The following is a 25,177-nucleotide window of genomic DNA, read 5'->3' as shown; positions in this document are numbered from 1 at the left end:
CTGAGCGGCCGCGCCGGGGGTCTCACGACACCGTCAGGGTCGCCGCGACCGGCAGGTGGTCGGATGCCTCGGTGCGGGGTGCGACCACCTCGGTCACGCTGATCTCCGGCGACACCAGCAGGTGGTCGATCTGCTCGTTGGGCGCGTCGGCCGGCGACGTCGGCAGCGGCCGGTTGGCGGCGAAGCCGTCGAGCAACCCGGCATCGGTGAAGGCGGCGAACGCCGCGTCGCCCGGCTGGGTGTTGAGGTCGCCACCGACGACCAGCGGTCGCCCGGCGGCGAACCCGCGCGCGAACGTGGCGACCTCGTGCGCCTGGCTCACCGGCCCGCCGTCCGGTGGCGGCTGAAGGTGGGTGGAGACGACGGCGACCTCGGCCCCGTCGGCGTCGAGCACGACACCGAGCGCCTGTGCACCCGTCGGTGCGCCGACCGCGCGCAACCGGACCGTCGCCGTGTAGACCACCGGCAGCCGGGTCAGCACCGCGTCGCCCCAGACCGCGTCGGCCGCCGGGGCGAACCGGTAGGGCATCCCGAGCCGCTCGGCGAGCAGCGCGAGCGTGTCATGGCCGCCGTTGAGCAACCAGGCCCGGTCGACCTCGCTGAGCAACACGACGTCGGGGCGCTGCGCGGCGATCGCCGCCGTCAGCCCGGCCAGGTCGAGCCGCCCGTCGAGGCCGAAGCCCATCCGGATGTTGTAGGCCACCACCCGCACCACGCCGGGCGCCGGCGCGCGCCCACCGGCCGGCACCGACCCCGGCATCAACAACCCCGCCCCGAACGTGGCGACAACGGCCAGCGGAACAGCGGTCCAGGACCAGGAACGACCGACATCCATTCGGGGGTACGGCGGCCGCCCGGCCACAAACGCGACGACGGCCGCGACCGCGGGTGGCACCCACTCGTTGGGGTAGCCGATGTCATATGAGGCGTAGTAGAGCACCGCGGCGACCGCGAACACGGTCATCCCGCCGACCGCCGCGAAGCCGCGCCTGCGTCCGCCGGCCGCCGGATCACCCCGGTCGGTGCGGAACCCGGTCGCGCACAACACCAACCCGAGGCCCAGTGCGGTAGCCGGGATGGCCAGGATCAGGCCGGAACCCCACGACAGCGTGAACGCGACCGTGCCGGCGACCATCGTCACCAGACCCGCGACGGCCACCGCCGCGGTCGGCCGGAGCAGCAGGGCGCCGGCCGCCAACAACCCGACCGACACCGCCGTCAGCACCGCCGGCAACGCCGAACCCGGGCCGGGACCGGCGATCCCGGTCTCCTCGCCGCGCGCGTAGGAGACGGCGGTGTTGGCGAGTGCGGGCGAACCCGCGACCATCGTCCACAACAGCAACACCGGCCCGGCGACGAACCACGCCGCGGGGCCGGGCGTGGATTCGGTTGTGTGGTTGGTCACGGCGGGCAGCAGCGCGACGAATGCCAGGCACAGCACCGCTGTCACCGTCCACGCGATCGCATTGCCGCGCCAAGTCAGGTCGAATGTGCCCACCGCGGCGTGCGTTGCGGTGCCCAGCGCGAGGCCGAGAACCAGGCCGGGCACGGGTTCCACGCCGGTGACGGCGGTCGCGGCGAGCCAGATCAGCCCGGCGAGCAGACCGGCGCTGGCGAGGTAGAGCTGTGCCTGCCCGCCATCGGTGGCGAGCAGGCCGAGCCGGCAAGCGGCAAGCGCGATCCCAGCGACCAACGCCACACCGCGCGGCCCGAGCGGCCGCAGCAACGGCACGACGGCGAACGCGCCGACGAACCAGAGCAGCGCGAAACCGCCCATCAGCTCGGCCGGTGTCGACGCGGCCTGCCCGAAGATGGTGATGATCGAAGGCAACCAGACGCGGAGCACGTCGGTCAGCAGGGCGACACCGAGCGCGATCCCGGCGGCGGTCAGATAGGTGCGGCGCACCTGAGAGATTCTCGCGAGCCTGGGGCGGCCCGTCTACGTTCAGTTGGCTCGACAGCGCTGACCGTGAGGTCCACCGGCTTCCCGGCGGTCCACAGCGGACCTTGACGGCCGAAGGCGCCCACCGGAGAACCGGTGGGCGCCTTCGGCGTCTCGTCAGGTCAGCGTGCCTTCTTGGCGGGCGCCTTCCGGGCGGGAGCCTTCTTGGCCGCGGCGGTGGTGCGTGCCGTGGTGGTCTTCTTGGCAGCCGCGCTGCTGGTCTTCTTGGCAACGGCCGCCTTGCGGGCGGTGGTGGTCTTCGCCGCGGTCGACTTGGCAGCCGTCTTGGCGGGAGCGGCCTTCTTCGTCGCGGTGGCGGTCTTCTTGGCGGCCGCCGCCTTCGTGGCGGTGGTGGCCTTGGCCGCGGTGGCCTTGGCGGTGGTCGCCTTGGCGGTGGTCTTCTTAGCGGCGGCGACCTTCGGCACGCGACCGCTGGCGACCATCTCCCGGAAGCCCGCGCCAGCGCGGAACGCCGGGACGGACGTCTTCTTGACCTTCACCGCTTCGCCGGTGCGCGGGTTGCGGGCTGTTCGGGCGCCGCGCACGCGCTTTTCGAAGACACCGAAGCCGGTGATGGCTACGCGGTCGCCCTTGGTGACCGCTTGCTGGACCTCAGTGAGGACCGCGTCGAGCGCCGCCGTCGCCGTCTTCCGGTCCCCCAGGCGAGCGGCGAGCGCCTCGATGAGCTCGGCTTTGTTCACAACTTCCCTCCGATGTTTGCATGGCCTCAACGCGTGCCATTCTGCGCGCACCGTATGCCCATTGTCATCGGTACACAAACATATCGCGGAAATAAGTCGTTGTGTCGTAACGGATTCGCCCCCTCCGGTGGAACCCGGAGGGGGCGAATTGGCCGCTGGCATCGGCCGTGTGGCCGGGAAAAGGGCTAGCTGATGGCGGGCAGGAAAGCCGCCCGGTGCTGCTCATACTCCGTGATTTCCGCCTCATGCCGCAAGGTCAGGCCGATGTCGTCAAGCCCTTCGAGCAGCCGCCAACGGCTGAAGTCGTCGAGCGGGAACGCCCAGACGTGGTCACCCGCACGGAGTTGCCGTGCTTCCAGGTCGACTGTCACCCGAGTGGTGGGGTCACCCTCGACCAACGCCCACAGCTCTTCCACAGCCGGCAGTTCGAGCTCGACCGGCAGCAGGCCCTCCTTGAGAGCGTTGCCACGGAAGATGTCGCCGAACCGCGGCGAGACGACGGCGCGGAAACCGTAGTCGCGCAAGGCCCACACGGCGTGCTCGCGCGATGACCCGGTGCCGAACTCGGGACCGGCCACGAGCACCGACGCCCCGCTGAAGCTCGGGTCGTTGAGCACGAACGACGGGTCTTCGCGCCAGGCGCTGAACAGGCCGTCCTGGAAGCCGGTGCGGGTCACCCTCTTGAGGTACACCGCGGGGATGATCTGGTCGGTATCCACGTTGGACCGCCGCAGCGGGACGGCGGTGCCGGTGTGCACGGTGAACTTGTCCATCGTTCCTTCTCTCCCTGGTGTCGCCGACGTCACAGGTCTGCCGGCGACGCCAGCCGGCCGCGCACGGCGGTGGCGGCGGCGACGGGCGGCGAGACGAGGTGGGTGCGCCCGCCCCGGCCCTGGCGGCCTTCGAAGTTGCGGTTGGAGGTGGAGGCGCAGCGCTGGCCCGGCGAGAGCGTGTCGGGGTTCATGCCCAGACACATGGAGCAGCCGGCGAACCGCCACTCGGCGCCCGCGTCGGCGAAGACCTTGTCGAGACCCTCCATCTCGGCCGCCTCGCGGACGGCCGCGGAACCGGGCACGACCAGCATCCGCACGCCCTCGGCGACCCGGTGGCCGCGGATCACGTCGGCCGCCGCGCGCAGGTCTTCCAGCCGGCCGTTGGTGCACGAGCCGACGAAGACCACGTCGACCGCGATGTCGCGCAGCGGGGTGCCGGGCGTCAGCGCCATGTATTCCAGTGCCCGCGTCGCCGCGGTGCGCTCACCCTCGAGGGCGAAGTCATCCGGCGACGGCACCGTGCCGTCGAGCGCGACGCCCTGGCCCGGGTTGGTGCCCCAGGTGACGAACGGGCTGATCCGCGTCGCGTCGAGGGTCACCTCGGTGTCGAAGACCGCGCCGTCGTCGGTCGGCAGGCTGCGCCAGTAGTCCAGCGCGGCGTCCCAGGCGTCGCCCTGCGGCGCGTTGGGCCGGCCCTTCAAGTAGGCATAGGTCGTCTCGTCCGGCGCGATCATGCCGGCCTTGGCGCCCCATTCGATCGACATGTTGGCGATCGTCATCCGCCCCTCCATGGAGAGGTTGCGGATCGCCTCACCGCGGTATTCGACGATGTGGCCGCGGCCACCGCCGGTGCCCACCTGCGCTATGAGCGCCAGAACCAGGTCTTTGGCGGTGACGCCGGGAGCGAGCTCACCGACGACGTTGACGGCCATGGTCTTCGGCCGCGATTGCGGCAGCGTCTGGGTGGCCAGCACGTGCTCGACCTCGCTGGTGCCGATGCCGAAGGCCAGCGCGCCGAAAGCGCCGTGGGTGGCCGTGTGTGAGTCGCCGCACACGATCGTCAGGCCGGGCTGGGTGACACCGAGCTGCGGGCCGATGACGTGCACGATGCCCTGGTTGTCGTCGCCCAGTGGGAGCAGGCGGATGCCGAACTCGGCGCAGTTGCGGCGCAGGGTCTCGATCTGGGTGCGCGACGTCGGGTCGGCGATCGTCAGCGGATCACCGCGCCGGAGGTTGAACGCCGGGTTGCTGTAACCGGTTGGCGTGTTGTGATCCTCGGTCGCGAGCGTCAGATCGGTGCGCCGCACGGGCCGGCCGGCGACACGCAGCCCGTCGAACGCCTGCGGGCTGGTCACCTCGTGCAGCAGGTGCAGGTCGATGAAGAGCAGATCTGGCTCACCCTCGGCGGATCGCACCACGTGCGCGTCCCAGACCTTCTCGGCCAGGGTCCTCGGTGACGTTGGCTTCGGAGTGACTCCCACCATCTGGACATCCTAAATTCTGGGAGGTATGTTTCGGCTTGTGGGACACAGTATGAGCGGTGTCGGCGTCCTCGACAAGGCGGTGGTGATCCTCGCGGCCTGTGTCGACGGCGCCAGCCTGGCCGAATTGGTGGAGCGGACCCGGTTGCCGAGGGCCACCGCACACCGCCTGGCACAGGCGTTAGAGATCCATCGCATGCTGGTGCGCGACACACAGGGGCGCTGGCGCCCCGGCCCACGCCTGGGCGAGCTGGCCAATGCGGCGCCCGATGTGCTGCTCACCGCCGCCGAGCCGCTGCTGTCCGCATTGCGGGACGCGACCGGCGAGAGCGCCCAGCTCTATCTGCGCCGTGCCGACGAACGGATCTGTGTCGCCGCCGCGGAACGCGCCAGTGGCCTGCGCGACACGGTGCCGGTCGGCTCGGTGTTGCCGATGACGGCCGGCTCGGCCGCCCAGATCCTGCTCGCCTGGGAGCCGCCGGAGGCGGTCATGCCCCTGCTGCCACGCTGCAAGTTTACCGGCCGCACGCTGGCCGAGGTCCGGCGTCGTGGCTGGGCCCAGAGCGTCGCCGAGCGTGAGCCTGGTGTGGCCAGCGTGTCGGCACCGATCCGCGACCGCACCGGCCGGGTGATCGCCTCGATCAGCGTCTCGGGCCCCATCGAGCGCCTGGGCCGCCGCCCCGGCGACCGCCACGCCATGGCCGTAGTCCGTGCGGGGCAACGGCTTTCGGGTCTCTGACCCCACACAGTGGACGGTCGAACCAGGGCAAAAAGCAAACCCCCCGAGTGATCTCGAGGGGTTTAGCCCGATGTAGCCCCGATGGGATTCGAACCCACGCTACCGCCTTGAGAGGGCGGCGTCCTAGGCCGCTAGACGACGGGGCCAGGACTTCCACGATGTCGCGATGACAACGGAGCGGAACTCTACCAGATCCAACTCCGACGCCGCCTCGGCATCGTTGCTGGGGTACCAGGACTCGAACCTAGACTAACTGAACCAGAATCAGTTGGGCTGCCAATTACCCCATACCCCAATGGCGCTTGAAGCGCCGAGTGAGAACTTTACCGGAGGGGTGGTCGGCTACCAAATCCGCCACCCCCCGGTTGGACATCACTCGATGGCTGTGACCGGGTTGACCAGGTCACCGATGCCCTCGATCCGCACCGAGACGGTCTCGCCGGCCAGAATCGGGCTGACCCCGGCGGGCGTGCCGGTCAGGATCACGTCGCCCGGGCCGAGCGTCATCACGTGCGAGACGTAGGACACGATCGTCGGGATGTCGAAGACCATGTCGCGGGTGTTGCCGAGCTGCCGCACCTCGAGCTCCTCCGGCGGGCGGCCGACCTCGCAGCGCACCTCGAGGTTGCTGACATCGAGGTCGGTGACGATCCACGGGCCGATCGGGCAGAAGGTGTCGAAGCCCTTGGCCCGGGTCCACTGCCCGTCGCTGCGCTGGAGATCCCGAGCGGTCACGTCGTTGGCGGCGGTGTAGCCGAAGATGGCCCGCTCGGCGCCGGCCCGGTCGACCCGACGGGCGCCCTGTAGGCCGATCACGACGGCCAACTCGGCCTCGTGCTCCACCTGCTTGGACTGGATCGGCAGCTCGATCGCGTCGCCCGGCCCGATCACCGACGACGGCGGCTTGAGGAACAGCAGCGGCTCCTTGGGCACCTCATTGCCCAGCTCGGACGCGTGCTCGACGTAGTTGCGGCCGACCGCGATGATTTTGCGGGGCAGCATCGGCGGCAGCAGCCGCACGTCGGCCAGCGCCCAGCGCCGGTTGGTGAACTTGATCTCGCCGAAGGGCAGGCCCTCGATTTCGGCGACGGTCAACGCGTCAGCCCCGGCGCCGGTCTCACCCTCGACGACGCCGAACGACTGCCCGTTGGAATGGGCGAACAAAGCGATACGCACGCCCCAAATCTAGCCGTCGCACAGCCTGTCCCCCGATCGGGCGGTCACGTTGACATGCTGAGTTGGAGGACGGAGGTCTGCGGTGACCGTCGACGAGGCGCCCAACGTGGCCCGCATGTGGGATTACCACCAGGGCGGCGACCGTGCCAGCCCGGCCGATCGGCGGCTGGCCGACGCGGTCACGACCGCGTGCCCCGAGCTTCCCGAGGCCGCCCGGGCCAACCGGGCCTTTCTCGGCCGGGTGCTGCAACACCTGGTGGCCCGCGGCATCCGGCAGTTCCTCGACCTGGGCGCCGGCCTGCCGACCGCCCGCAACACCCACCAGATGGTCTGCGGCAGCCGGGTGGTCTACGTCGACACCGACCCGATGGCCGTGCTGCACAACCGGATCGGCGTCATCGGCAACCCAGACGTGACCGTCGTGCAGGCCGACCTGCGCGACCCGGAGTTGGTGTTGCGCCACCGGGATGTGCGGCACTACATCGACTTCGCCCGGCCGGTCGCAGTGCTGGCGCTGGCGGTCTACCACTTCGTGCCCGACGCCGAAGAGCCGGCCAGTGGCACGGCATCGATCTACGACCACGTCGCCCCGGGCAGTTATCTGGCGATCAGCCACGGCAGCGCCGACGACTCACCCGACCGGGTGGGCCGGGTCGCCGACCTCTACGCCGCCGCCGGCATTCCGCTGCGCCCGCGCAGCCGGTCCGAGATCGCCGCGCTGTTCGACCGCTTCGCGCTGGTCGGCCCCGGGCTGGTGGCGGCGCGCCGATGGGAGCCATCGGCACCGCCGCCGGCGACGCCACGACCGGCCGGTTGGTACGCCGGATTGGGGCGGAAAACCGGGCCATAGACCTTGCTCGGTTTCCGCACCCACGGGCATCCGGCCGGGCCAGGATCTGGGCATGACAGACAAAACCATGCGCTACTCCGACCAGGAGCGCGACACCCTGCGCAACGCGGCGATGGGCGCGATGATGCTCGTCTCGAAGTCCGATCCGGGGATCATGGGCACGATCAAGGAGATGTTCGCGGGCTCGAAGGCCCTCAAGAGCGCGTCTCCCGACATGCAGGAGATCTTCAAGGGCAGTGGGGGCATGCCGAAGATGCCCAAGGGCAGCTCGGCCGACATGGAAAGCGGCGTCATGTCGATGCTCCAGCAGTCGCAGCAGATCCTGTCGAAGAACCCGCAGGACCTGCAGAACTTCCGCAACACCATCATGAGCGCCTGCGACCAGGTCGCGAAGGCTCAGGGTGGGGTCAGTGACAACGAGATGTCCATGATCAACAAGATCCGTTCCTCGCTGGGCGCCTGAGGCCCCGCCAGCGGTGGCGCCCGCACCTTCACGGAGGGCGTGGCGCCACCGCTGGCTACCCTCGTGGGGTGACGGTTCTCGCGCTCGATGCCTGGCGGGCCCGCCGGCTCGCGCACGAGCGGCGGGTCGACGGCTGGGTCGAGCCGCACCTGCGGCGGCGCCGGGCCGGCGAGCGCCACCCGGTCGAAGACTTCCTGTTCACCTACTACTCCCACCGGCCCGCCCAGCTACGCCGCTGGCACCCGGGCGCCGGGGTGGTCCTGGCCGGGGCCTCGGTGCAGGAGCTGGGGCGCGACTACCGCGCCGAGCCCGCCGGCGTCACCGTCGACGCCGAGGTCGTCCGCGGCCACCGGGCCACCTCGATCGACTGGATCCGCACCCTGCTGACCCGCACCGCCGGCCGCCCGGCCCAGCTCGGCTGCTTCGGCATGCACGAGTGGGCGATGGTCTACCGGCAGACCCAGGACGAGGTACGGCACGACGCCTGGCCGCTGCGGCTCTCCCCGGCCCAGACCGCGGCCGTGGTCGAGGAGCGCGGGGTGCGCTGCAGCCACTTCGACGCCTACCGGTTCTTCACCGCGCCGGCCCGCCCGCTCAACGTGCTCACCCCGACCCGGGAGCGGCAGCACGAGCTCGAGCAGCCCGGCTGCCTGCACGCCAACATGGATCTCTACAAGTGGGCCTACAAGCTCTCTCCGCTGGTGCCCAGCGAGCTCGTGGCCGACTGCTTCGCGCTGGCCCGCGACATCCGCACGCTCGACATGCGGGCCAGCCCCTACGACCTCGAGGCGCTCGGCTATCCACCGGTGCGGATCGAAACCGCGCCCGGGCGGGCCGAATACGCGGCGGCCCAGCGCGACTTCGCCGACCGGGCCGCACCTTTGCGCGAGCGCCTGCTGGCGTCGATCTAGGCCCGCTTCTTCTGGTAGTGGCGGCGGGCCCGGGCCCGGTTGCCACACATCCGGCTGTCGCACCACTGTCTACTGTGGTTGCGGCTCTCGTCGACGAACACCCAGCCGCAGGATTCGCCCGGGCACTGCTTGAGCGGTGGCACGTCGGGTGAGCCGAGCACCGCGACCGCGTCGGCGGCCGCCTCCCAGGCCGGCACGTCGAGCCCGGTCCAGCCGGGGCGGTAGCCGCGCCCGCTGCCCACGCCGACCCGCAGTTGCCGCATCCCGGCCCGGAAGGCGCGGTCGAGCACGGCCAGGTCGGCGCCGTCGGGCTCGCCGCCGGCCGCGACCGCGGAGAACAGCCGGAACAGCGCCTCGCGGAGGGCCAGCGTGCGGTCGAGGGCGCCCCGGGCCGCGGTCGGGTCGCCGGCGGCCTCGGCCTCCAGGGCGGCCAGCGCGGCGTCGTCGATGCCACCGGCGTCGCAGAGATAGCCGGCCAGCGACGGGTAGTCGGTGATCCGCTCGATCGGCTCGGCGGAGCGTCGCCACAGCACGCTGTTGACCAGGGCCAGCGACAGCCGGCCGCCGAGGGCATGCGCGACGGGACGGGCCGGCCGGAGTTCGACGCTCAACACTCTAATGAGTCTAAGGCCCTTGACGCGTTAAACGCGCGAGCCCTACCGTCTCTAACATGTATTCGACATCACGCTCGTTAGGAGGACCATGCGCCCGCTTCGCACCCTGTCCGCCACCGGGCTCATCGCGGCGGCTCTACTGACGGGATCGGCGGCGCTGGCAGCGCCGTTGGGTAGCCCTGCCGTGCCGGCCTCATCGGCCGGCACCGACCCGTTCGCCTACAAACGCGGGCCGGTCACCATCACCCAGCACAGCGTGGAAAATCGCGACGGCGTGCTGGTCCGCGACATCACCTATGCCGGCCGCGACGGCGACCCGGTGCGCGCCTACCTGGTCGAGCCGGCCCGCAAGGGCCACTACCCCGCGGTCCTCTACCTGCACTGGTTCGAGCCGCCCAACCCGACCAGCAGCCGCCTGGAGTTCCTCGACGAGGCGGTGGCCCGGGCCCGGCAGGGTGCCGTGGCACTGCTGCCCGACCTCACCTTCCCGTGGTCGATCGACGTGGTCGGCGATCAGCGCGACGTCGCCAACGTGGTGGCCCAGACGGTCCGGCTGCGCCGCGGGCTCGACCTGCTCACCGCCCGCGCCGGCGTTTCCCGGGCCGCGGTGGTCGGCCACGACTACGGCGGCATGTATGGCCTGCTGCTCGCCTCCGTTGACCAGAACCGGGTCAGCGCCGCGGTGGCGATGAACGTCGACGCCACCTTCAGCAACTGGTTCGCGACGTTCTTCCTCGGCCTCTCCGGCGACGCCACGATCGCCTACGAGAAGCTCTTCGAGCGGGTCGACCCGATCCACTTCGTCGCCGACCGGCGCGGGGTGCCGCTGCTCTTCCAGTTCGCGGAGCCCGACTTCTTCGTGCCCGACTCGACCCGCCGCGCGCTCGTCTCGCTCGCGTCGGAGCCCAAGGACTACCACCTCTACCCCGACGCCGGCCACGAACTCAACGCGGCCGCCCGCGCCGACCGCGAGGCCTGGCTCACCGCGCACCTGCGGTAGGTCCTAGCCGCCGCCGGCGATGATCCGGTCGGCCGCCTGGGAGGCCTGCTCGATCGGGATCGCGAAGCCGATCCCGATCGAGCCGCCGCCCTCCAGCGACGCGATCGCCGTGTTGACGCCGACCACCTCGCCGCGGGCGTTGACCAGCGGCCCACCGGAGTTGCCCGGGTTGATCGACGCGTCCGTCTGGATCGCGGTCTGGCGCCGGCCCTTCGGCAGTTGCACCTCACGGTCGAGCGCGCTGACGATGCCGGCGGTCACCGTGCCGGAGAGCCCGAGCGGGGTGCCGACGGCGAGCACCGGCTCGCCGACCCGGGTGGTGCCGGCCTTGGCGAGCGGCAGCGGACGCAGGCCGGTCGTCGACGGCACCTTGAGCACGGCGATGTCGCGGTCGGGGTCGCGACCGACCAATGTGGCCGGTATCCGCTGCCCCTTGGGCGTCTCCAGATACACCGCGCGCGGTTCGCCGCTGCCCAGCGTGTGGTCGTTGGTGATGACGTTCTGGTTGGTGTCGATCGCGAAACCGGAGCCGGTCGACGCGCTGCCGTCGGCGTTGCGCACCTCGACCGAGACCACGCCCTGAAGCGTGTTGCCGGCGGCCGCGATCAGATCGGCCGAGCTGCCCCCGCCGGCCGCAGCGCTCGCCGACGGGGACGGCTGCACGCCCGCCCGGGTCTGCTGCCGGGCCACGTAGCCACCGGCCAGACCACCGGAAATGGCGGCGACCACGACCACCGCGGCGGCGGCCAGCGCGGCCCGGCGCCAGCCGGCGGTGGAGAACGTGCGGCGCTTGCGGCCCGTCGGTGGCCGCCCGTCGGCGCCGATCAGGTCGAGGTCCGGGGAGACGTACTCGGGACCGCGCGGCTCGCCGAGACCCGGTGGCATCGTCGGTGTGGTCGTCATCGCCTCGTCCCCCTTCTCACGGGATCCTGGAGAACCAGAACATCGACGCGAGTGCGGCGGCCACCGCGATGAGCAGAGCCAGGCCGATGAAGCGCGCCGAGACATCCGCGCGTTCCTTGACGTAGCCGACGGAGCTGCCGATGTCGGCGTACACCGCTTGGAGTTCCTCTTTGGAGTCGGCCTCGTGGTAGCCGCCGTTGGTCTTCTCGGCGACCCCGCGCAGCGTCTCGCCGTCGACCGGCACCGACATCGCGACCCCGCCGCGCCGGGCGATCTCCCCGGCCGTGGTGCCGAACGAGATCGTGTCGACCGGAACGTTCATCGTGTTGGCCTCGCCGGCCGCCTCGTCGGGATCCCGGCCGGACGTGTTTGCGCCGTCGGAGAGCAGCACGATGCGGGCCGGCGGCGGGTCCTTGTCGGCCCGCGGGTCGACGCTGCGGATCGCGGCCAGCGAGGTGGTGATCGCCTCGCCGATCGCCGTGCCGCCCAGCCCCGCGGTCGTCTCCGAGAGCCGGTCGACGCCGGCCTTGAGCACGTCGCGGTCGGTGCCGGGCGGCACCACGACCGTGGCGTTGCCGGCGAACGCGACCAGGCCGACGTTGAAGTGGTCGGGCAACTGGTCGGCGAAGTCCCGGGCGGCCTCCTTCGCCGCCCGCAGGCGGTCCGGGCGCACGTCGGTGGCGAGCATTGAGGCCGAGACGTCGACCGCGATGATCACGGTCGCCCGTTCCTTCGGCACCCGCACCTCGTCGGTCGGCCGGGCGAAGCCGACCACCAGCAGGGCGAGCATCGCCAGGAACAGCGCGGCCGGCACGTGCCGGCGCCAGGCCGGCCGGTTCGGCGCGACCTTGTCGAGCAGGCGCAGGTTGGTGAACCGCACCGCGTAGCGGCTGCGTCGCCGCTGCATCAGCACGTAGGCGATCGCCACCAGCGCGACGCCGATCAGCAGCCAGAGCCGGCCCGGGTTGAGGAAGGCGACGTTCGGCGTCCCGTTCACCCCGCTCCTCCCATGGGTCGCCGCCGGGCCGGTGCCGCGGAGGCTCGCCGGCGCTGGTGCAGCACGTAGCGCACGATGTCGGCGACCCAGTCCCGATCCGTCCGCAGTGGAAGGTGGCTGGCGCCCGACCGGCGCAGGGCGTCGCCCACCGCTTCACGTTGTTGGCGGGCCGCGTCCGCGTACCGTTCCCGCAGCTTCCGGTTTCCGGTCGAGACCTCGCGCCGCCGGCCGGTCTCCGGGTCGACGAAGGTGATCAGGCCGACGTCCGGCAGTTCCAGCTCGCGCGGGTCGGTCACCTCGACAGCGAGCACCTGGTGCCGGGCCGCCAGCCGCTTGAGCGGCCGCTCCCAGCTCGGTTCCCGATCTTCGCCGGTGTCGTCGAGGAAGTCGGAGACGATCACGGCCAGTCCCCTATGGACGGCCGACCGCTGCAATCCCTCGATGGCGGTGGCGAGGTCGGCGCCCTCCTCGCTCTCCCCGTCGCGATCGGCGCCGAGCAGCTCGTGCAGCAGCGCCTGGAGGTGCACCCGGCCGGTGCGCGGTGGCACCCTGCGGATGCCGTCCTGGCGCAACACATGCGCGCCGAGCCGGTTGCCGGCGCCCGCGGTGAGGAAACCGACGGCGGCGACCGCGGCCACCGCCAGCTCGCGCTTCTCCACCTCGGCGGTGCCGAAGTCCATGCTCGCCGACCCGTCGACCAGCACCCAGGTGGTCAGCTCCCGGTCGGCGTCGACCTCGCGGACGTGCGGCACGTTGGTGCGGGCGGTGACCGCCCAGTCCATCCAGCGCACCTCGTCCTCGCCCGGCCGGTATTCGCGGGAGCCGGAGAACTCGGACCCGGGGCCGGGCAGCAGGCCGAGATACTGGCCCTGGAGCATGCCGTCGAGGCGCCGGGTGACCATCAGCTCCAGCCGGCGCAGGCGTTCCTCCGGCGCCAACTGCCGGACGGTCACCTCGGGCGCCCGCCGGCTCATGCCGCCGCCAGTCCCCGAAGCTCTTCGTCCGGCTCCGCCGCCAGGTGGGGCGGTGGGACCACGTCGACGAGCTTCTCGACGACGGACTCGGCGGACACCCCGTCGGCGACCGCGTCGAAGGAGAGCACCAGCCGGTGTGCGATCACCTCGGTGGCCAGTTCCCGGACGTCGTCGGGCACCACGTAGTCGCGGCCGCGCAGCACGGCCAGCCCGCGCGCGGCGGCGACCAGGCCGAGGGTGGCCCGCGGGCTGGCGCCGTAGGCGAGCTGCTTGGCCACCTCCACCAGTCCGAACCGGCCCGGCTCGCGGGTGGCCAGCACCAGGCGGACGACGTACTCGGCGATCGCGTGATGCACGAAGACCTTGCGGTTGAGCTCCTGCAACTCGCGCAATCGGGCCGGGTCCAGCACCTGCCTGGGCTTGGGCCGGTCGCCGCTCATCCGGTAGAGGATGCCCAGCTCCTCCTCGTCGGTCGGGTAGCCGACCACGACCCGCATCAGGAATCGGTCCCGCTGGGCCTCGGGGAGGTGGTAAACGCCCTCGGACTCGATCGGGTTCTGGGTGGCGAGCACGAGGAACGGCTCGGGCACCGGCCAGGACTTGCCGCCGATCGAGACCTGGCGCTCGGCCATCGCCTCCAGCAACGCCGACTGCACCTTGGCCGGCGCCCGGTTGATCTCGTCGGCGAGCACCAGGTTGGCCATCACCGGCCCGAGCTCGACATCGAACGACTCGGTCGACGAGCGGTAGATCCGGGTCCCGACGATGTCGGACGGCACGAGGTCGGGGGTGAACTGGATCCGGGCGAAGCTGCCGCCGACGGTCTCGGCGAGGGTCTGTGCGGCGAGCGTCTTGGCCACGCCGGGCACGCCCTCCAGCAGGCAGTGTCCGTTGGCGAGCAGGGCGACGACCAGCCGTTCGACCAGCTTGTCCTGCCCGACGATCACCCGTTTGACCTCGAAGAGCACTTCCTCGAGGGCCGCACCGGTGCGCCTCGCGGCGGCCGGATCCGAGCCCGCCGCGTAAGCCTCGTCGGGCGTTTCCTCCGCGAAGTCGAACTCGGACGGTGGCGGCAAACTGGGCGTCATGATGTCGAGCGTCCCGGTTGGTCACGGGATTGGGGGCTATTTAGCCCAATTTGTGGCGACTATTCTTATGATCATCTAGGTTCGCGCAGGTCAGCGACGAACAGCGGTAGATCACGAAGCCGGTCGGCGGCCGTCCGGTCGAGCTCGTCGAGCGGAAACGGCCCCGGATCGTCCTGGCCGAGGGTCGCCCGCATCCGCCAGACGAGGCGGCTGAGCATCAGGCCCGCGCGCCGGGCGTATCGGTCCGCCGGGGGCGGCAGCCGCCCGCCGTGGGCCACGTAGGCGGCCAGGGCCCGATCCGTGCCTGGACCATGACCACCACCGAAGGCGTACGCGGCATGCGCGGCGACCAGGCCGGCGCTGTCGGGGCCAGCACCGTCCCAGTCGACGATCACCGGCCCGGCGGGGGTGACCAGCACGTTCCACGGCTCCAGGTCACGGTGGGTGAGCACGTAGTCGGGCGTGCCGGCGAACGCCCCGGCCACCCAGGCGGTCGCCGCCGCCACGTCGGCCAACCGCTCCCCCAGCACTCCCGCCCACGGCCGCTCCTGGGTTGTTGCCTCCGCGTGCCACCGGGCCCAGTCCGCGGGCTCGAAGATGCCGTAGACGACCGGCTCGGCCGTCGCCAGCGGGCGCAGCGTGTGGAGCCGGGCGAGCGTGGCGCCGAGCCAGTCGGCCAGGTCGTCGCCGGCCCGGACCGGTCGGCCCTCGATCCACTCGGAGACCCGGACGAGGATGCCGCCGGGCAGCTCGGCGGCGCACCCGAACGCGGGATGCGACGGCCGGACCGGACGGGGCGCGGGGATGCCGGCGGCGATCGCGTCCTGTTCGAACGCCATCCCGGCCGCGAACTCGGTCTCGCGGCCATCCGGCACGTGCTTGACGATGAACCGGCCACCATCGGCGGTGGTCAGCCGCCAGGTCCGGCTGCTGGAGTGCACGTGCGGCGCCAGCGTCGCCCCGCGCTCCGGGAGGCCGAACGCCGCGCAGACGGCGCGGGCGTCGATGGACATCGGGCGACGATACGTCGGGTGGATCTCCGCCGGAAGCCCACCAATCCTTCACACGGCCTGGTTAGCGTTCTTCTCATGCGGACGGCGCGCCAACAGACCAGCGACGTCGCGCCCGACCAGCGGGGGCGGTCGGTCGCGGCGGCGGTGGCCTGTTGGCTCGCCGTCGCGCCGGGGGTGGCCTGGACGGCGATCCGGCTCGGCGGCTGGGAACGCGGCCCGCTGGTGCAACTGATCGCGTATACGCCCTACACGGCTGGCCTGACGGTGGTGCCGTTGATCGGCGCCCTGGCCCTGCGGCGCTGGCGCGCGGCGGCGGTCGCGGCGCTGTCGCTGGCGGCGCTGGCCGGCGTGGTGCTGCCGCGGGCGTTGCCGGCCGGGGCGGCCGACACGGGCGGGCCGCGGCTGCGGGTGCTGACCGCCAACGTCAAGCACGGCGAGGCCGACCCGGCCGCGCTGGTGCGGCTGGTCCGCGAGCACCACATCGACGTGCTCGCGGTGCAGGAGCTCAACACCGTCGTCATCGCGGGGCTCGACGCGGCCGGCATCGGCACGTTGCTGCCGCACCGGATCGTCAACGACCCGACGATCTACGTCAACGGTGGGCTCTACTCCCGGGTGCCGCTCACCGGCGCCGGGATCCACCAGGACAGGTCGGGATTCACCCAGGCGTACGCGACGGTCACGCTGCCCGGCGCCGCCCCGCTGGTGGTCGAGTCGGTGCACTCGTGCGCACCGCTGACCGTCGCCGACGTGCCGTGCTGGTTCGCCGGTTTGCGCGGCCAGTCACCGGCCACACCAGACGGTCCAATCAGGCTGTTGATGGGCGACTTCAACGCCACAGTGGACCACCAGCCGATGCGGGCCTTGCTGGACACGGGATATGACGACGCGGCAATCAAGACCGGGCACGGCCTGAAGGGCACCTGGCGCCCGATCGACCGTAGTTTCAAGCTGCCGCCGATCGCGATCGATCACATCCTGATCGATCCTCGGGTGGCGGTGCGCGAGTTCGCGGTGTGGCCGCTGCCGGGCAGCGACCACAGCGCCGTCTTCGCCGAAGTGTCGTTGCCGCCTAGCTGACGGCGGGCTCCCGGTCGAGGCCGTAGGTGAGCGCGTCGACGAGGGCGTGCCAGCTCGCCTCGACCACGTTCTCGTGCACACCCACGGTGGTGAAGTCGCGGCCGCGGCCGTCGTTGGTCTCGACCAGCACGCGGGTGACCGCGCCGGAGCCGTGTGAGCCCTCCAGGATGCGCACCTTGTAGTCGGCCAGCACGAAGGAGGTCAGCTCCGGGTAGTGCTTCGAGAGCGCCAGCCGCAGGGCCTCGTCGAGCGCGTTGATCGGGCCGTTTCCTTCGGCGGTCGCGATCACCCGCTCGCCGCGCACGCGGACCTTGGCGGTCGCCTCGGAGACCACCGCGCCGTCTTCGCGGTGCTCGACCAGCACCCGGTAGGACTCGAGGGCGAACGGGCGGGTGACCTCGCCGAGCTCGCCGCGGACCAGCAACTCGAAGCTCGCGTCGGCCGCCTCGAACGACCAGCCGCCGGCCTCGAGGTCCTTGACCCGCTGGGTGACCCGGGAAAGTTCGGCGGGATGGCCGGCCAGGTCGATACCGAGCTCGCGGCTCTTGAGCTCGATGCTGGCCCGGCCGGCCATCTCGGTGACCAGGATCCGCATGTCGTTGCCGACAACCGAGGGCTCGACGTGGTTGTAGAGCAGGGGATCCACTTTGATCGCGCTCGCGTGCAGACCCGCCTTGTGAGCGAATGCCGCAGCTCCCACGTACGCCTGATGGGTGTCGGGTGCGATGTTGGCGATCTCGGCGATCGAGTGCGAGACCCGCATCGCCTGTTCGAGGCAGCCGTCCGGTAGGACGGGCAGACCCAGCTTGAGCTGAAGATTGGCGACCACGGCGAAGAGGTCGGCGTTGCCGGGGCGCTCGCCGTAGCCGTTGGCGGTGCACTGGAAGTGCTCGACGCCGGCCTCGACCGCGGCGACCGTGTTGGCGACCGCGCACGAGGTGTCGTTCTGGCAGTGGATGCCGAGCCGGTTGGCGTCGATGCCGAGCCGGCCGGTCAGATCGGTGATCGCCGCGGTGATCCGCGACGGAAGCATGCCGCCGTTGGTGTCGCACATCACCACGACCTCGGCGCCGGCCTCCAACGCCGCCTGCACAACGGAAGCGGTGTAGGCCGGGTCGTGGCGGAAGCCGTCGAAGAAGTGCTCGCAGTCGAGGAAGACGCGGCGGTCGTTGGCGACGAAGTGGGCGACCGTGTCGCGCACCATCGCGAGGTTTTCCGCGCCGGTGGTGCGCAGGGCCCGCTCGACGTGGCGGATGTCAGACTTCGCGACCAGGCAGACGGCCGGCGTCTCGGCGTCGAGCAGCGCGCGCACCTGCGGGTCTTCGTTGACCGCGACGCCGGCCTTGCGGGTGGCGCCGAACGCGACGAGCTGCGCGTGCTTGAGGTCGAGCTCCTTGCGCGCGCGTTTGAAGAACTCGGTGTCCTTGGGCATCGCGCCGGGCCAGCCGCCCTCGATGAAACCCACGCCGAACTCGTCGAGCAGGCGGGCGACGCCCAGCTTGTCGACCACCGAATAGCTGATCCCCTCGCGCTGTGCCCCGTCGCGCAGCGTGGTGTCGTACACCTGGTAGGGCATGATCCTGTCGTCCTTTCGAGGGAGCGATGGGGCGTTGCGCCGCAACAAAAAGACCCCCCGCGAAATGCGGGAGGTCTGCGCGCTCGGCGGTGTCGGTTGCCGGCGCGCTAGCTGCCAATAATGAGGGTGGCGAGGTGCGTCACGCTCCGTACTTTGCCACGGCCTGGCCGTGACGCCAACTCCCTGACCACATGTCGGGATCACCCGTTGGGGGGTTTCGTACCCCTTGCGGCGGGTAGGAAGTTCACGACCGAGTACGACAGTCGATACGAGGAGTGAAGGTTCCTATGGACCGGCCCGACCCTCAGACGACACCGTTCGACCCGTGGTCGTTCCGCGACGAGGCCAGCGTGATCGGCTCGGAACTGGTCGGCTACAAGGTGGAGGCGACCGACGGCGGCATCGGCAAAATCGATGCGGCCAACTACGACGTCGACGCCAGCCACCTGGTGGTCGACACCGGGGCATGGATCTTCGGCAAGAAGGTCATGCTGCCCGCCGGCGTCGTCAACCAGGTCGACCACGACGGCAAGAAGGTGCATGTCGACCGGAGCAAGGACGAGATCAAACACGCTCCGGAGTACGACGCCGACGTGCACACCGATCCGGCCTACCGGGACAAGCTCGGCGGCTACTACGGCGAGATGTACGACCCCGCCCGGCCGCGCTTGTAGTTCGGTCAATCCCGGCGCCCGCCATTCACCTGGCGGGCGCCGGTCTGTGTCCACAGTAGATGGTCAGTCGTGCGATACCGTACCGTCCATGGAACGGTCTTACGCCCTGGACGGCACCTTCAACTTTCGCGACATCGGTGGCTATGCCGGACTCGACGGCCGCACGGTGCGCTGGCGCCGGGTGTTCCGGTCCGACTCGCCCCACCGGGTCTCGGCCGCCGAACTGCCCGCGCTGGGCGTGCGGACCGTGATCGACCTGCGCCGCCCGCGCGAGGTAGCCCGCGACGGCCGGGTGCTCGACTACCCCGGCTTGGACTACCGGCACATCCACCCGGAACACCCGGAGTGGGGCTTGGCGGCGCCGGGCGAGTCGCTGGAGCGATTCATCGCCGACCGCTACCGGGAGCTGGCGTCGCTGGGCACCGAGGGCATCGGCGCGGCGTTGAAGGTGATCGCCGACCCGTCTTCGGCGCCGGTGGTCGTGCACTGCGTGGCCGGCAAGGACCGCACGGGTGTGGTGTGCGCGCTGACCCTGTCGCTGGTGGGCGTCAGCGACGACGACGTGGCGGCCGACTATGCCCTGAGCACGGCGGCGTCGGAGCGTTTCTCGGCGTGGCTGCGGGCGTCGCTCCCGTCGGCCGAGGTGCCGCCGGCGCCGTTCATGTCCTCCCCCGCGGCGGCGATGCACCTGTTCCTCGAGGAGTTGCGCGCGGAGCACGGCTCGATCGAGGGCTACGCCAAGCACGCGGGCCTGACCGAGGCCGACCTGGCCGCGCTGCGGTCGCACCTGCTGACACCGGAGGCCGGGGCCGAGCGCTAGGCGCTCTCCCCGGTCGGCGTCACTACTTGATGGGTTCGAGGCAGAGCACGTCGCCGTTGTGGCCCTCACCGGACCAGACCCAGGCCTCGACGGTCGGGTGGTCGGAGCAACCGGTGTAGTTCTCGCCCGCGGCGTCGTCGCGGACGTTCTCCACCTCGTCGAGCACCGTCCACTCGGCGGAGGCGTCGTCGCAGTCGACGACCTTCATGTCGTCGGAACTCTGCCCGATCAGACAGTCGCCGGTGCCGGCGATGCTCGGGTCGCCGGTGGCGACGGACCAGATCGTCCCGATCACGATCAACACGATCAGCGCGACCGCCGCACCGAGAAGCCTGCGAAGCACCATCTTCTTGTTGCTGGGCTCGGCCGGCTCGACCATCACCGACCCACCCGCCGGAAACGCACCGGCCGGCGGCGCGGTGAAGGGCGGCGGGCTAAACGCGGGCGACGGCGCCCCAGCCGCCGGGGTGAACGCAGGAGACGGCGCTCCAGCCGGCAGATTGAACGCGGGGGGCGGAGTGGGCGCTCCAGCCGGCGGGGTGAACGCGGCCGACGGCGACGGCGACGGCGCCTCAGCCGGCGGGTTAAGCGCAGAAGACGGCGCAGGCGCCCCAGCCGGCGGGGTGAACGCGGCCGACGGCGACGGCGCCCCAGCCTGCGGGTTGAACGCAGGAGACGGCGCAGGCGCCCCAGCCGGCGGGGTGACCGCGACCGGTGGCGTGGGTGCGCCAGCCGGTGGCTGCGGCGCGGGCGGGTTCGTGGACTGGTCGGACACGTGGTTCCTCTCGGTGAAAACTCCGGTCGGAACCCTAGATCATCAATGCCTCGCCCGTTGCCCCTGTTCTTGGCCAGTCAGCGCCCATCCACCACCCGAACGCCGGGGGCGCACCTGCCGGCTGTCGCCGCGCGGTCCCTGACCTTGGCCGGCTCCGGCTGGCGGTCGCCCGACGCCTCTTCGCACGCTTTGCTCTGCACCCCTGTAGGAAGCACCTGAATCGTTAGGCGCTTCCTACAGGGGTGCAGAGCAAAGGCGCGTTGGCAGGGCGGCCATCGGTCGACGGCTCGCTACGTGACGATCGGCGACGACCTCCAGCGAAACCCTGGCCGACCGCTGCCCGCAAGCGGGACGCGGCAGTGCCGACCACTTCGGACGGTCCATAAAGGCAAACCCGACCGGCACTGCCCGGGTACTCCGGACCAAGCGGATCAGCCGTCGGCTACTGGGTGTTCTCCGGCGGCGGGCTGCTGTCCGCCGACTGGCTCCGCGAGCTGTCGGGCCGCAGCCGCTTCGCCGCCGTCGCGGTCGCGGCGATCAGCCCGCCGCCGCCGCTTACGGGCAGTAAGCAACCCCGGGGCGGTAAAGCGACGCCACCGCCGGAATCCAGAGAAGCCGGCGCAGAGTTGGGTTTGGTTGCGGCGCGACCAAACGCGGAGGCCGGATTCCGGCGGGAGCGACGGTCGCGCCCCCGACGGACCCGGGACATCTATTTGTTGATCTGTCCTTAGAGGACTTTGTGAACCCAGCCGTAGGGGTCGGCGGTGCGGCCGCGCTGGATGTCGACGAGTTGCTTGCGCAACCCCATCGTCACCTCGCCGAAGCCGCCGTCACCCAGTTTGAACGCGCCGCCCTCGAAGCGGACCTCGCCGATCGGGGTGATGACCGCCGCCGTGCCGCAGGCGAAGGTTTCGCGGATGCGGCCGCTTTCGGCGTCGCGCTGCCACTCGTCGAACGCCACCGGGCGCTCGATTACGGCCCGGCCGGCGTCGGTGGCCAAGCGCATCACGGCCTCGCGGGTGATGCCCGGCAGGATCGTGCCCAGCGGCGGCGTGACCAGTGTGCCGTCGTCGTAGACGAAGAAGATGTTCATGCCGCCGAGTTCGTCTATCCAGCGCTGCTCGACCGCGTCGAGGAAGACGACCTGGTCGCAGCCGTTGGCCGCGGCCTGCTGCTGCGGGAGCAACGAAGCCGCGTAGTTGCCGCCGCACTTCGCGGCGCCGGTGCCGCCGGGCGCGGCCCTCGTGTAGTCGGGGCTGACCCACACGTTGACCGGCTTGATCCCATTCTTGAAATAGGAGCCGACCGGCGACGCGATCACCACGTAGAGGTATTCCATCGCCGGGCGGACGCCCAGGAAGACCTCGTTGGCGAACATGAACGGGCGCAGGTAGAGGCTGTCTTCGCCGTTGGTGGGGATCCAGTCACGGTCGATGTCGATCAGGCGGCGCAGCGAGTCGACGAACGCGCCCTCGGGCAGGTGGGGCATCGCCAGCCGGGTGGCCGACGTGGAGAACCGCTCGGCGTTGGCCTCCGGGCGGAACATGGTCACCGTGCCGTCGGCGTTGCGGTAGGCCTTGAGGCCCTCGAAGATCTCCTGGGCGTAGTGCAGGACCGCGCTCGCCGGGTCCATCTGGATCGGGGCGCGGGCCTCGACCCGGGCCTCGTACCAGCCCTTTCCTTCGGCGTAACGGGCGGTCACCATGTGGTCCGTGAATACCCGCCCGAATCCGGGGTCGACCATGAGCGCGGCGCGCTCGGCGGCATCTACCGGCCGAGGATTCGGGCGAATCTCGAAGTCGAGCTTGTCACCACCGCTCATGGCGATTGGACCTCCAGGTAAGCCGGCGGACAGGGCCGGCAACGCTCAGTAAGGGCTGCGAAGAAACTTACCCCGAACGGTCGTTCAAGGGGGAGAGGGAGCCCCGGCTAAACCGCTCAGCCGATCGCGGCCGCGGCGAGCCGGTCGCCGATCTCGGCGGTGCGCAGCGGCGTGCCGGAGTTGCGCCCGGCCAGCTCAGCGGCGACCGCCTCGGCTACTCGGTGTGCGGCGTCGGCGTGCCCGAGGTGGTCGAGCAGCAGTGAGACCGAGAGCACGGCGGCGGCCGGGTCGGCCACGCCCTTGCCGGCGATGTCGGGTGCGGAGCCGTGCACCGGCTCGAACATCGACGGGTGTGCCCGCTCTGGGTTGATGCACCCGCTGGCGGCCATGCCGATGCCACCGGTCACGGCGGCGGCGATGTCGGTGAGGATGTCACCGAAGAGGTTGTCGGTGACGATGACGTCGTAGCGCTGCGGCTGGGTCACGAGGAACATCGCGGCGGCGTCGACGTGCTGGTATTCGGTCGCCACGTCGGGGTGCTCGGCGGCGACGGCCTCGAAGGTGCGGGCCCACAACGAGCCGGCGTGGGTGAGCACGTTGGTCTTGTGGACGAGGGTGACCTTGCGCCGGGGGCGCCGCGAGGCGCGCGCGAACGCGTCGCGGATCACCCGCTCGACGCCGTGCCGGGTGTTGAGGCTCTCCTCGGTGGCGATCTCGGCGGGGGTGCCCCGGTGGAGGCCGCCGCCGGCGCCGGCGTAGAGACCCTCGGTGCCCTCGCGCACGACGATCATGTCGATCTCGCCGGGCTTGACCCCGGCCAGCGGGCTGACCACGCCCGGGAAGAGCCGCGAGGGGCGCAGGTTGACGTATTGGTCGAAGGCGAAGCGGAGCTTGAGCAGCAGGCCGCGCTCGAGCACGCCCGGCGGCACGGTCGGGTCGCCGACGGCGCCGAGCAGGATCGCGTCGTGGCCGCGCAGCTCGTCGAGCACCGAGTCGGGCAGCACCTCACCGGTGCGGTGGTAGCGCGCCGCGCCAAGGTCGTATTCGGTCGCCTCGACACCCGGGAGCACCGCGTCGAGCACCTTGCGCGCCTGGTCGATCACCTCGGGACCGATGCCGTCGCCGGCCACCACCGCGATCCGCGCCACAGACACGTCAAAGCTCCTTCGCCAACGAAACGGTCTAACAAACGTTAAGGCATCGTCCCGACAACCGGTATGCCGCTCCCACTATGCGGAATCGGGCAGAATGCCCCAGGAAACTCTCAGCTGGCGCTCATGCCCCCGTCACCCGCAAATCCTAGGTTTATCGCAGTCACAGCCGGAAGGGGGCCCGATGCGCCCAGACCTACGCCTCGGCGGCGGCCCGGCCAGCACGCTCGCCCACCCCGCCGCCGCCAACGGTGGCCTGGTCGCACACCACACCGTGCAGACGTCCACGGCCGGTTTCACACTGACCCTGGTCAGCCCGGAGTGGATGAGCCGCCGCACGCTCGCCGCCACCATCGCCGACGCGGTCGCCGAGTTGCGGGCGGTCGACTTCGCCTACAGCCCGATCCGCGAGTCCAGCCTGGTCGCCCGCCTGCGCCGCGGCGAGGTCGCGCCCGATGCCTACGCACCGCTGGCCGACCTGGTCGCCCGCTGCGACGCCATGCGCGCCGCCACCGACGGCTGGTTCGACGCCTGGTCGGCACCGGGCGGCTTCGACCCCAGCGCGCTGGTGAAGGGCTGGGCGATGGAACGGGCGGCGGCTCGGGTGCGGGCCGCGGGCATCACCGACTACGCCGTCGCCAGTGGCGGCGACCTCACCGTGCGCGGCAACGCACCCCACGGCGGTCCCTGGCGGATCGCGGTCCATCACCCATACGAGGCGCGCCGCAAGCCGGTTTTGCTCGAGTTGACGGCCGGCGCCATCGGCACGTCGGGTGTCACCGGGCGCCGCGGGCACGTCGTCGACCCGCACCGCGCGTCGGCGGTCGAGGAGCTGCGCGCAGCGACGGTGATGGGCCCCGACCTGGCGGTGGCCGACGCCTACGCCACGGCGCTCTACGCGGCCGGTGAAGCCGGCCTGGCCTGGTTCCCCACTCCTGAGGGCTACACCGGCACCATCCTGCTCGGCGCGCTGGCCAGCCACCGCTGAACGCGGCCCCATCGTGCAATCAGCTCCCCGCCGCCTCGGCAATGGCGACGGGGAGCTGATCAACGATCGTGTGCGCTGGCTTGCGCACCACCGAGGGTGGTTACGAGTTCGACGACAGTCTGATCACCCGAAGATCAGCCGAAAACCTCACTGCGTAACCGCTCGACCACGCTATCGATTCGACGCAAGGGGACGCAAGGGTCAGTATGCGCCGCGTGTCGCGGATGGGGCAGTCGTCATCTCGCGTTAGCTGGATGGCAAGGTATGCCCGTGAGTTTCGATCTGGTGGTCTGGGCGATGGACCCGGACGCCTCGGCAGACGACGTGGGCGCAGCGTTCGAGCTGTGCCGGCAGGGCGAGCACGTGGATGGCGCCCCGCATCGGAAGATCGCCGAGTTTTACGCCGCGATGACGGCGGTGTACCCGGACCGGGACACGAACGGTTCGCCGTGGGCGGTCACGCCCCTGCATGTGGCGACCGACCACGTCGAGATGAAACTCGACGAGGAGTGCCCGGACGAGGTGCTGTTGACGGTCGAGGAGCTCGCCGGCAAGCACGGGCTGATGCTGTTCGACCCACAGGGCGGCACGGTCTACCCGCCGGGAGCTATGTCCTCCTGACCGAGCGACATAACGACATAGCGGAACGGGACGGGCGGCACAGTG

The 25,177-nt window shown here is 71.0% G+C and carries 25 protein-coding genes and 2 tRNA genes; 10 read left to right on the top strand and 17 right to left on the bottom strand.

All coding sequences use genetic code 11. The annotated features are described in order from the left end of the window. Positions 1-22 precede the first annotated feature (22 nt). The 4 genes from DFJ67_RS18645 to leuC form a co-directional block, all read right to left on the bottom strand. Positions 23-1,906, bottom strand: a complete 1,884-nt coding sequence (locus DFJ67_RS18645) for an endonuclease/exonuclease/phosphatase family protein (RefSeq protein ID WP_116069156.1) — start codon at positions 1,904-1,906, stop codon at positions 23-25. Positions 1,907-2,064: 158 nt separating this feature from the next. Then, on the bottom strand, positions 2,065-2,643 hold the full coding sequence (locus tag DFJ67_RS18640; protein WP_116069155.1) for an HU family DNA-binding protein: 579 nt from the start codon (positions 2,641-2,643) through the stop codon (positions 2,065-2,067). Between the two features lie 185 nt (positions 2,644-2,828). Then, positions 2,829-3,416, bottom strand: coding sequence for a 3-isopropylmalate dehydratase small subunit (gene leuD / locus DFJ67_RS18635; RefSeq protein ID WP_116069154.1), 588 nt, complete (start codon positions 3,414-3,416; stop codon positions 2,829-2,831). A 29-nt stretch (positions 3,417-3,445) separates the two neighbouring features. Then, on the bottom strand, positions 3,446-4,900 hold the full coding sequence (gene leuC / locus DFJ67_RS18630) for a 3-isopropylmalate dehydratase large subunit (protein WP_116069153.1): 1,455 nt from the start codon (positions 4,898-4,900) through the stop codon (positions 3,446-3,448). Between the two features lie 49 nt (positions 4,901-4,949). Here leuC and DFJ67_RS18625 point away from each other — a divergent pair, with 49 nt between their 5' ends. After that, the gene (locus tag DFJ67_RS18625; protein ID WP_089254997.1) at positions 4,950-5,636 is read left to right on the top strand and encodes an IclR family transcriptional regulator; all 687 of its coding nucleotides are present in this window, start codon (positions 4,950-4,952) and stop codon (positions 5,634-5,636) included. A gap of 73 nt (positions 5,637-5,709) precedes the next feature. Here the strand turns inward: DFJ67_RS18625 and DFJ67_RS18620 are convergent. The 3 genes from DFJ67_RS18620 to DFJ67_RS18610 all read right to left on the bottom strand — a co-directional run bounded on the left by DFJ67_RS18620 (position 5,710) and on the right by DFJ67_RS18610 (position 6,812). After that, positions 5,710-5,782: transfer RNA gene (locus DFJ67_RS18620), tRNA-Glu, on the bottom strand. Between the two features lie 77 nt (positions 5,783-5,859). Next, positions 5,860-5,931: transfer RNA gene (locus tag DFJ67_RS18615), tRNA-Gln, on the bottom strand. Between the two features lie 77 nt (positions 5,932-6,008). Then, positions 6,009-6,812, bottom strand: coding sequence for a fumarylacetoacetate hydrolase family protein (locus DFJ67_RS18610; protein ID WP_116069152.1), 804 nt, complete (start codon positions 6,810-6,812; stop codon positions 6,009-6,011). Positions 6,813-6,894: 82 nt separating this feature from the next. Here DFJ67_RS18610 and DFJ67_RS18605 point away from each other — a divergent pair, with 82 nt between their 5' ends. The 3 genes from DFJ67_RS18605 (at position 6,895) to DFJ67_RS18595 (ending at position 9,036) form a co-directional block, all read left to right on the top strand. Then, positions 6,895-7,662, top strand: a complete 768-nt coding sequence (locus tag DFJ67_RS18605; protein ID WP_116069151.1) for an SAM-dependent methyltransferase — start codon at positions 6,895-6,897, stop codon at positions 7,660-7,662. A 52-nt stretch (positions 7,663-7,714) separates the two neighbouring features. Beyond that, entirely contained in the window at positions 7,715-8,125 is a 411-nt protein-coding gene (locus DFJ67_RS18600) for a hypothetical protein (protein ID WP_147315542.1), read from the top strand. A 68-nt stretch (positions 8,126-8,193) separates the two neighbouring features. Further along, the gene (locus DFJ67_RS18595; protein ID WP_116069149.1) at positions 8,194-9,036 is read left to right on the top strand and encodes a 3-methyladenine DNA glycosylase; all 843 of its coding nucleotides are present in this window, start codon (positions 8,194-8,196) and stop codon (positions 9,034-9,036) included. Here DFJ67_RS18595 and DFJ67_RS18590 read toward each other — a convergent pair. Further along, positions 9,033-9,650 carry a CGNR zinc finger domain-containing protein gene (locus DFJ67_RS18590; protein WP_116069148.1) on the bottom strand — a complete coding sequence of 206 codons (618 nt, stop codon included), beginning with the start codon at positions 9,648-9,650 and terminating at the stop codon, positions 9,033-9,035. The genes DFJ67_RS18595 and DFJ67_RS18590 overlap by 4 nt on opposite strands. 88 nt (positions 9,651-9,738) lie before the next feature. On the opposite strand from DFJ67_RS18590, the gene DFJ67_RS18585 reads away from it, so the two are divergent. Then, complete coding sequence (locus DFJ67_RS18585; RefSeq protein WP_116069147.1) at positions 9,739-10,650, top strand: alpha/beta hydrolase family protein; 912 nt, start codon at positions 9,739-9,741, stop codon at positions 10,648-10,650. Positions 10,651-10,653: 3 nt separating this feature from the next. Here the strand turns inward: DFJ67_RS18585 and DFJ67_RS18580 are convergent, their stop codons facing one another. From DFJ67_RS18580 to DFJ67_RS18560, 5 genes are all read right to left on the bottom strand, one after another. Beyond that, a complete protein-coding gene (locus tag DFJ67_RS18580) occupies positions 10,654-11,553 on the bottom strand; it encodes a S1C family serine protease (RefSeq protein WP_239097401.1) in 900 nt (299 codons plus the stop codon). Between the two features lie 16 nt (positions 11,554-11,569). Then, positions 11,570-12,550: a VWA domain-containing protein gene (locus DFJ67_RS18575; RefSeq protein ID WP_239097402.1), complete on the bottom strand. Its 981-nt coding sequence runs from the start codon at positions 12,548-12,550 to the stop codon at positions 11,570-11,572. Next, complete coding sequence (locus DFJ67_RS18570) at positions 12,547-13,524, bottom strand: DUF58 domain-containing protein (protein ID WP_116069146.1); 978 nt, start codon at positions 13,522-13,524, stop codon at positions 12,547-12,549. The genes DFJ67_RS18575 and DFJ67_RS18570 overlap by 4 nt, the downstream gene beginning before the upstream one ends. Then, the gene (locus DFJ67_RS18565; RefSeq protein ID WP_116069145.1) at positions 13,521-14,612 is read right to left on the bottom strand and encodes an AAA family ATPase; all 1,092 of its coding nucleotides are present in this window, start codon (positions 14,610-14,612) and stop codon (positions 13,521-13,523) included. Before DFJ67_RS18565 ends, DFJ67_RS18570 begins: the two co-directional genes overlap by 4 nt. 71 nt (positions 14,613-14,683) lie before the next feature. Continuing rightward, complete coding sequence (locus DFJ67_RS18560; RefSeq protein ID WP_116069144.1) at positions 14,684-15,625, bottom strand: phosphotransferase enzyme family protein; 942 nt, start codon at positions 15,623-15,625, stop codon at positions 14,684-14,686. Positions 15,626-15,700: 75 nt separating this feature from the next. Here DFJ67_RS18560 and DFJ67_RS18555 point away from each other — a divergent pair, with 75 nt between their 5' ends. Continuing rightward, complete coding sequence (locus tag DFJ67_RS18555; protein ID WP_116069143.1) at positions 15,701-16,705, top strand: endonuclease/exonuclease/phosphatase family protein; 1,005 nt, start codon at positions 15,701-15,703, stop codon at positions 16,703-16,705. On the opposite strand, the gene cimA is transcribed toward DFJ67_RS18555, so the two are convergent. Further along, the gene (gene cimA, locus DFJ67_RS18550; RefSeq protein WP_116069142.1) at positions 16,698-18,281 is read right to left on the bottom strand and encodes a citramalate synthase; all 1,584 of its coding nucleotides are present in this window, start codon (positions 18,279-18,281) and stop codon (positions 16,698-16,700) included. The genes DFJ67_RS18555 and cimA overlap by 8 nt on opposite strands. A gap of 287 nt (positions 18,282-18,568) precedes the next feature. Here cimA and DFJ67_RS18545 point away from each other — a divergent pair, with 287 nt between their 5' ends. Together DFJ67_RS18545 and DFJ67_RS18540 are read left to right on the top strand one after the other, a co-directional pair. Next, the gene (locus tag DFJ67_RS18545; protein ID WP_116069141.1) at positions 18,569-18,955 is read left to right on the top strand and encodes a PRC-barrel domain containing protein; all 387 of its coding nucleotides are present in this window, start codon (positions 18,569-18,571) and stop codon (positions 18,953-18,955) included. A gap of 88 nt (positions 18,956-19,043) precedes the next feature. Beyond that, positions 19,044-19,775, top strand: coding sequence for a tyrosine-protein phosphatase (locus tag DFJ67_RS18540; protein ID WP_116069140.1), 732 nt, complete (start codon positions 19,044-19,046; stop codon positions 19,773-19,775). Between the two features lie 22 nt (positions 19,776-19,797). Here the strand turns inward: DFJ67_RS18540 and DFJ67_RS18535 are convergent, their stop codons facing one another. The 3 genes from DFJ67_RS18535 to DFJ67_RS18525 all read right to left on the bottom strand — a co-directional run bounded on the left by DFJ67_RS18535 (position 19,798) and on the right by DFJ67_RS18525 (position 23,520). After that, positions 19,798-20,154 carry an LppU/SCO3897 family protein gene (locus DFJ67_RS18535; RefSeq protein ID WP_116069139.1) on the bottom strand — a complete coding sequence of 119 codons (357 nt, stop codon included), beginning with the start codon at positions 20,152-20,154 and terminating at the stop codon, positions 19,798-19,800. A gap of 1,123 nt (positions 20,155-21,277) precedes the next feature. Further along, positions 21,278-22,372 carry a branched-chain amino acid aminotransferase gene (locus DFJ67_RS18530; RefSeq protein ID WP_116069138.1) on the bottom strand — a complete coding sequence of 365 codons (1,095 nt, stop codon included), beginning with the start codon at positions 22,370-22,372 and terminating at the stop codon, positions 21,278-21,280. 116 nt (positions 22,373-22,488) lie between these two features. Beyond that, positions 22,489-23,520, bottom strand: a complete 1,032-nt coding sequence (locus DFJ67_RS18525; protein ID WP_116069137.1) for a 3-isopropylmalate dehydrogenase — start codon at positions 23,518-23,520, stop codon at positions 22,489-22,491. Positions 23,521-23,707: 187 nt separating this feature from the next. Here DFJ67_RS18525 and DFJ67_RS18520 point away from each other — a divergent pair, with 187 nt between their 5' ends. Further along, complete coding sequence (locus DFJ67_RS18520) at positions 23,708-24,511, top strand: FAD:protein FMN transferase (RefSeq protein ID WP_116069136.1); 804 nt, start codon at positions 23,708-23,710, stop codon at positions 24,509-24,511. 270 nt (positions 24,512-24,781) lie between these two features. After that, positions 24,782-25,132, top strand: a complete 351-nt coding sequence (locus DFJ67_RS18515) for a hypothetical protein (RefSeq protein WP_239097403.1) — start codon at positions 24,782-24,784, stop codon at positions 25,130-25,132. Positions 25,133-25,177: the final 45 nt, after the last annotated feature.

Origin of the sequence: Asanoa ferruginea (assembly GCF_003387075.1) — a bacterium.
GTDB classification, from domain to species: domain Bacteria; phylum Actinomycetota; class Actinomycetes; order Mycobacteriales; family Micromonosporaceae; genus Asanoa; species Asanoa ferruginea.
Note: the sequence above shows the minus strand (reverse complement) of the source record. Positions and strands in the feature narration are given on the sequence as shown.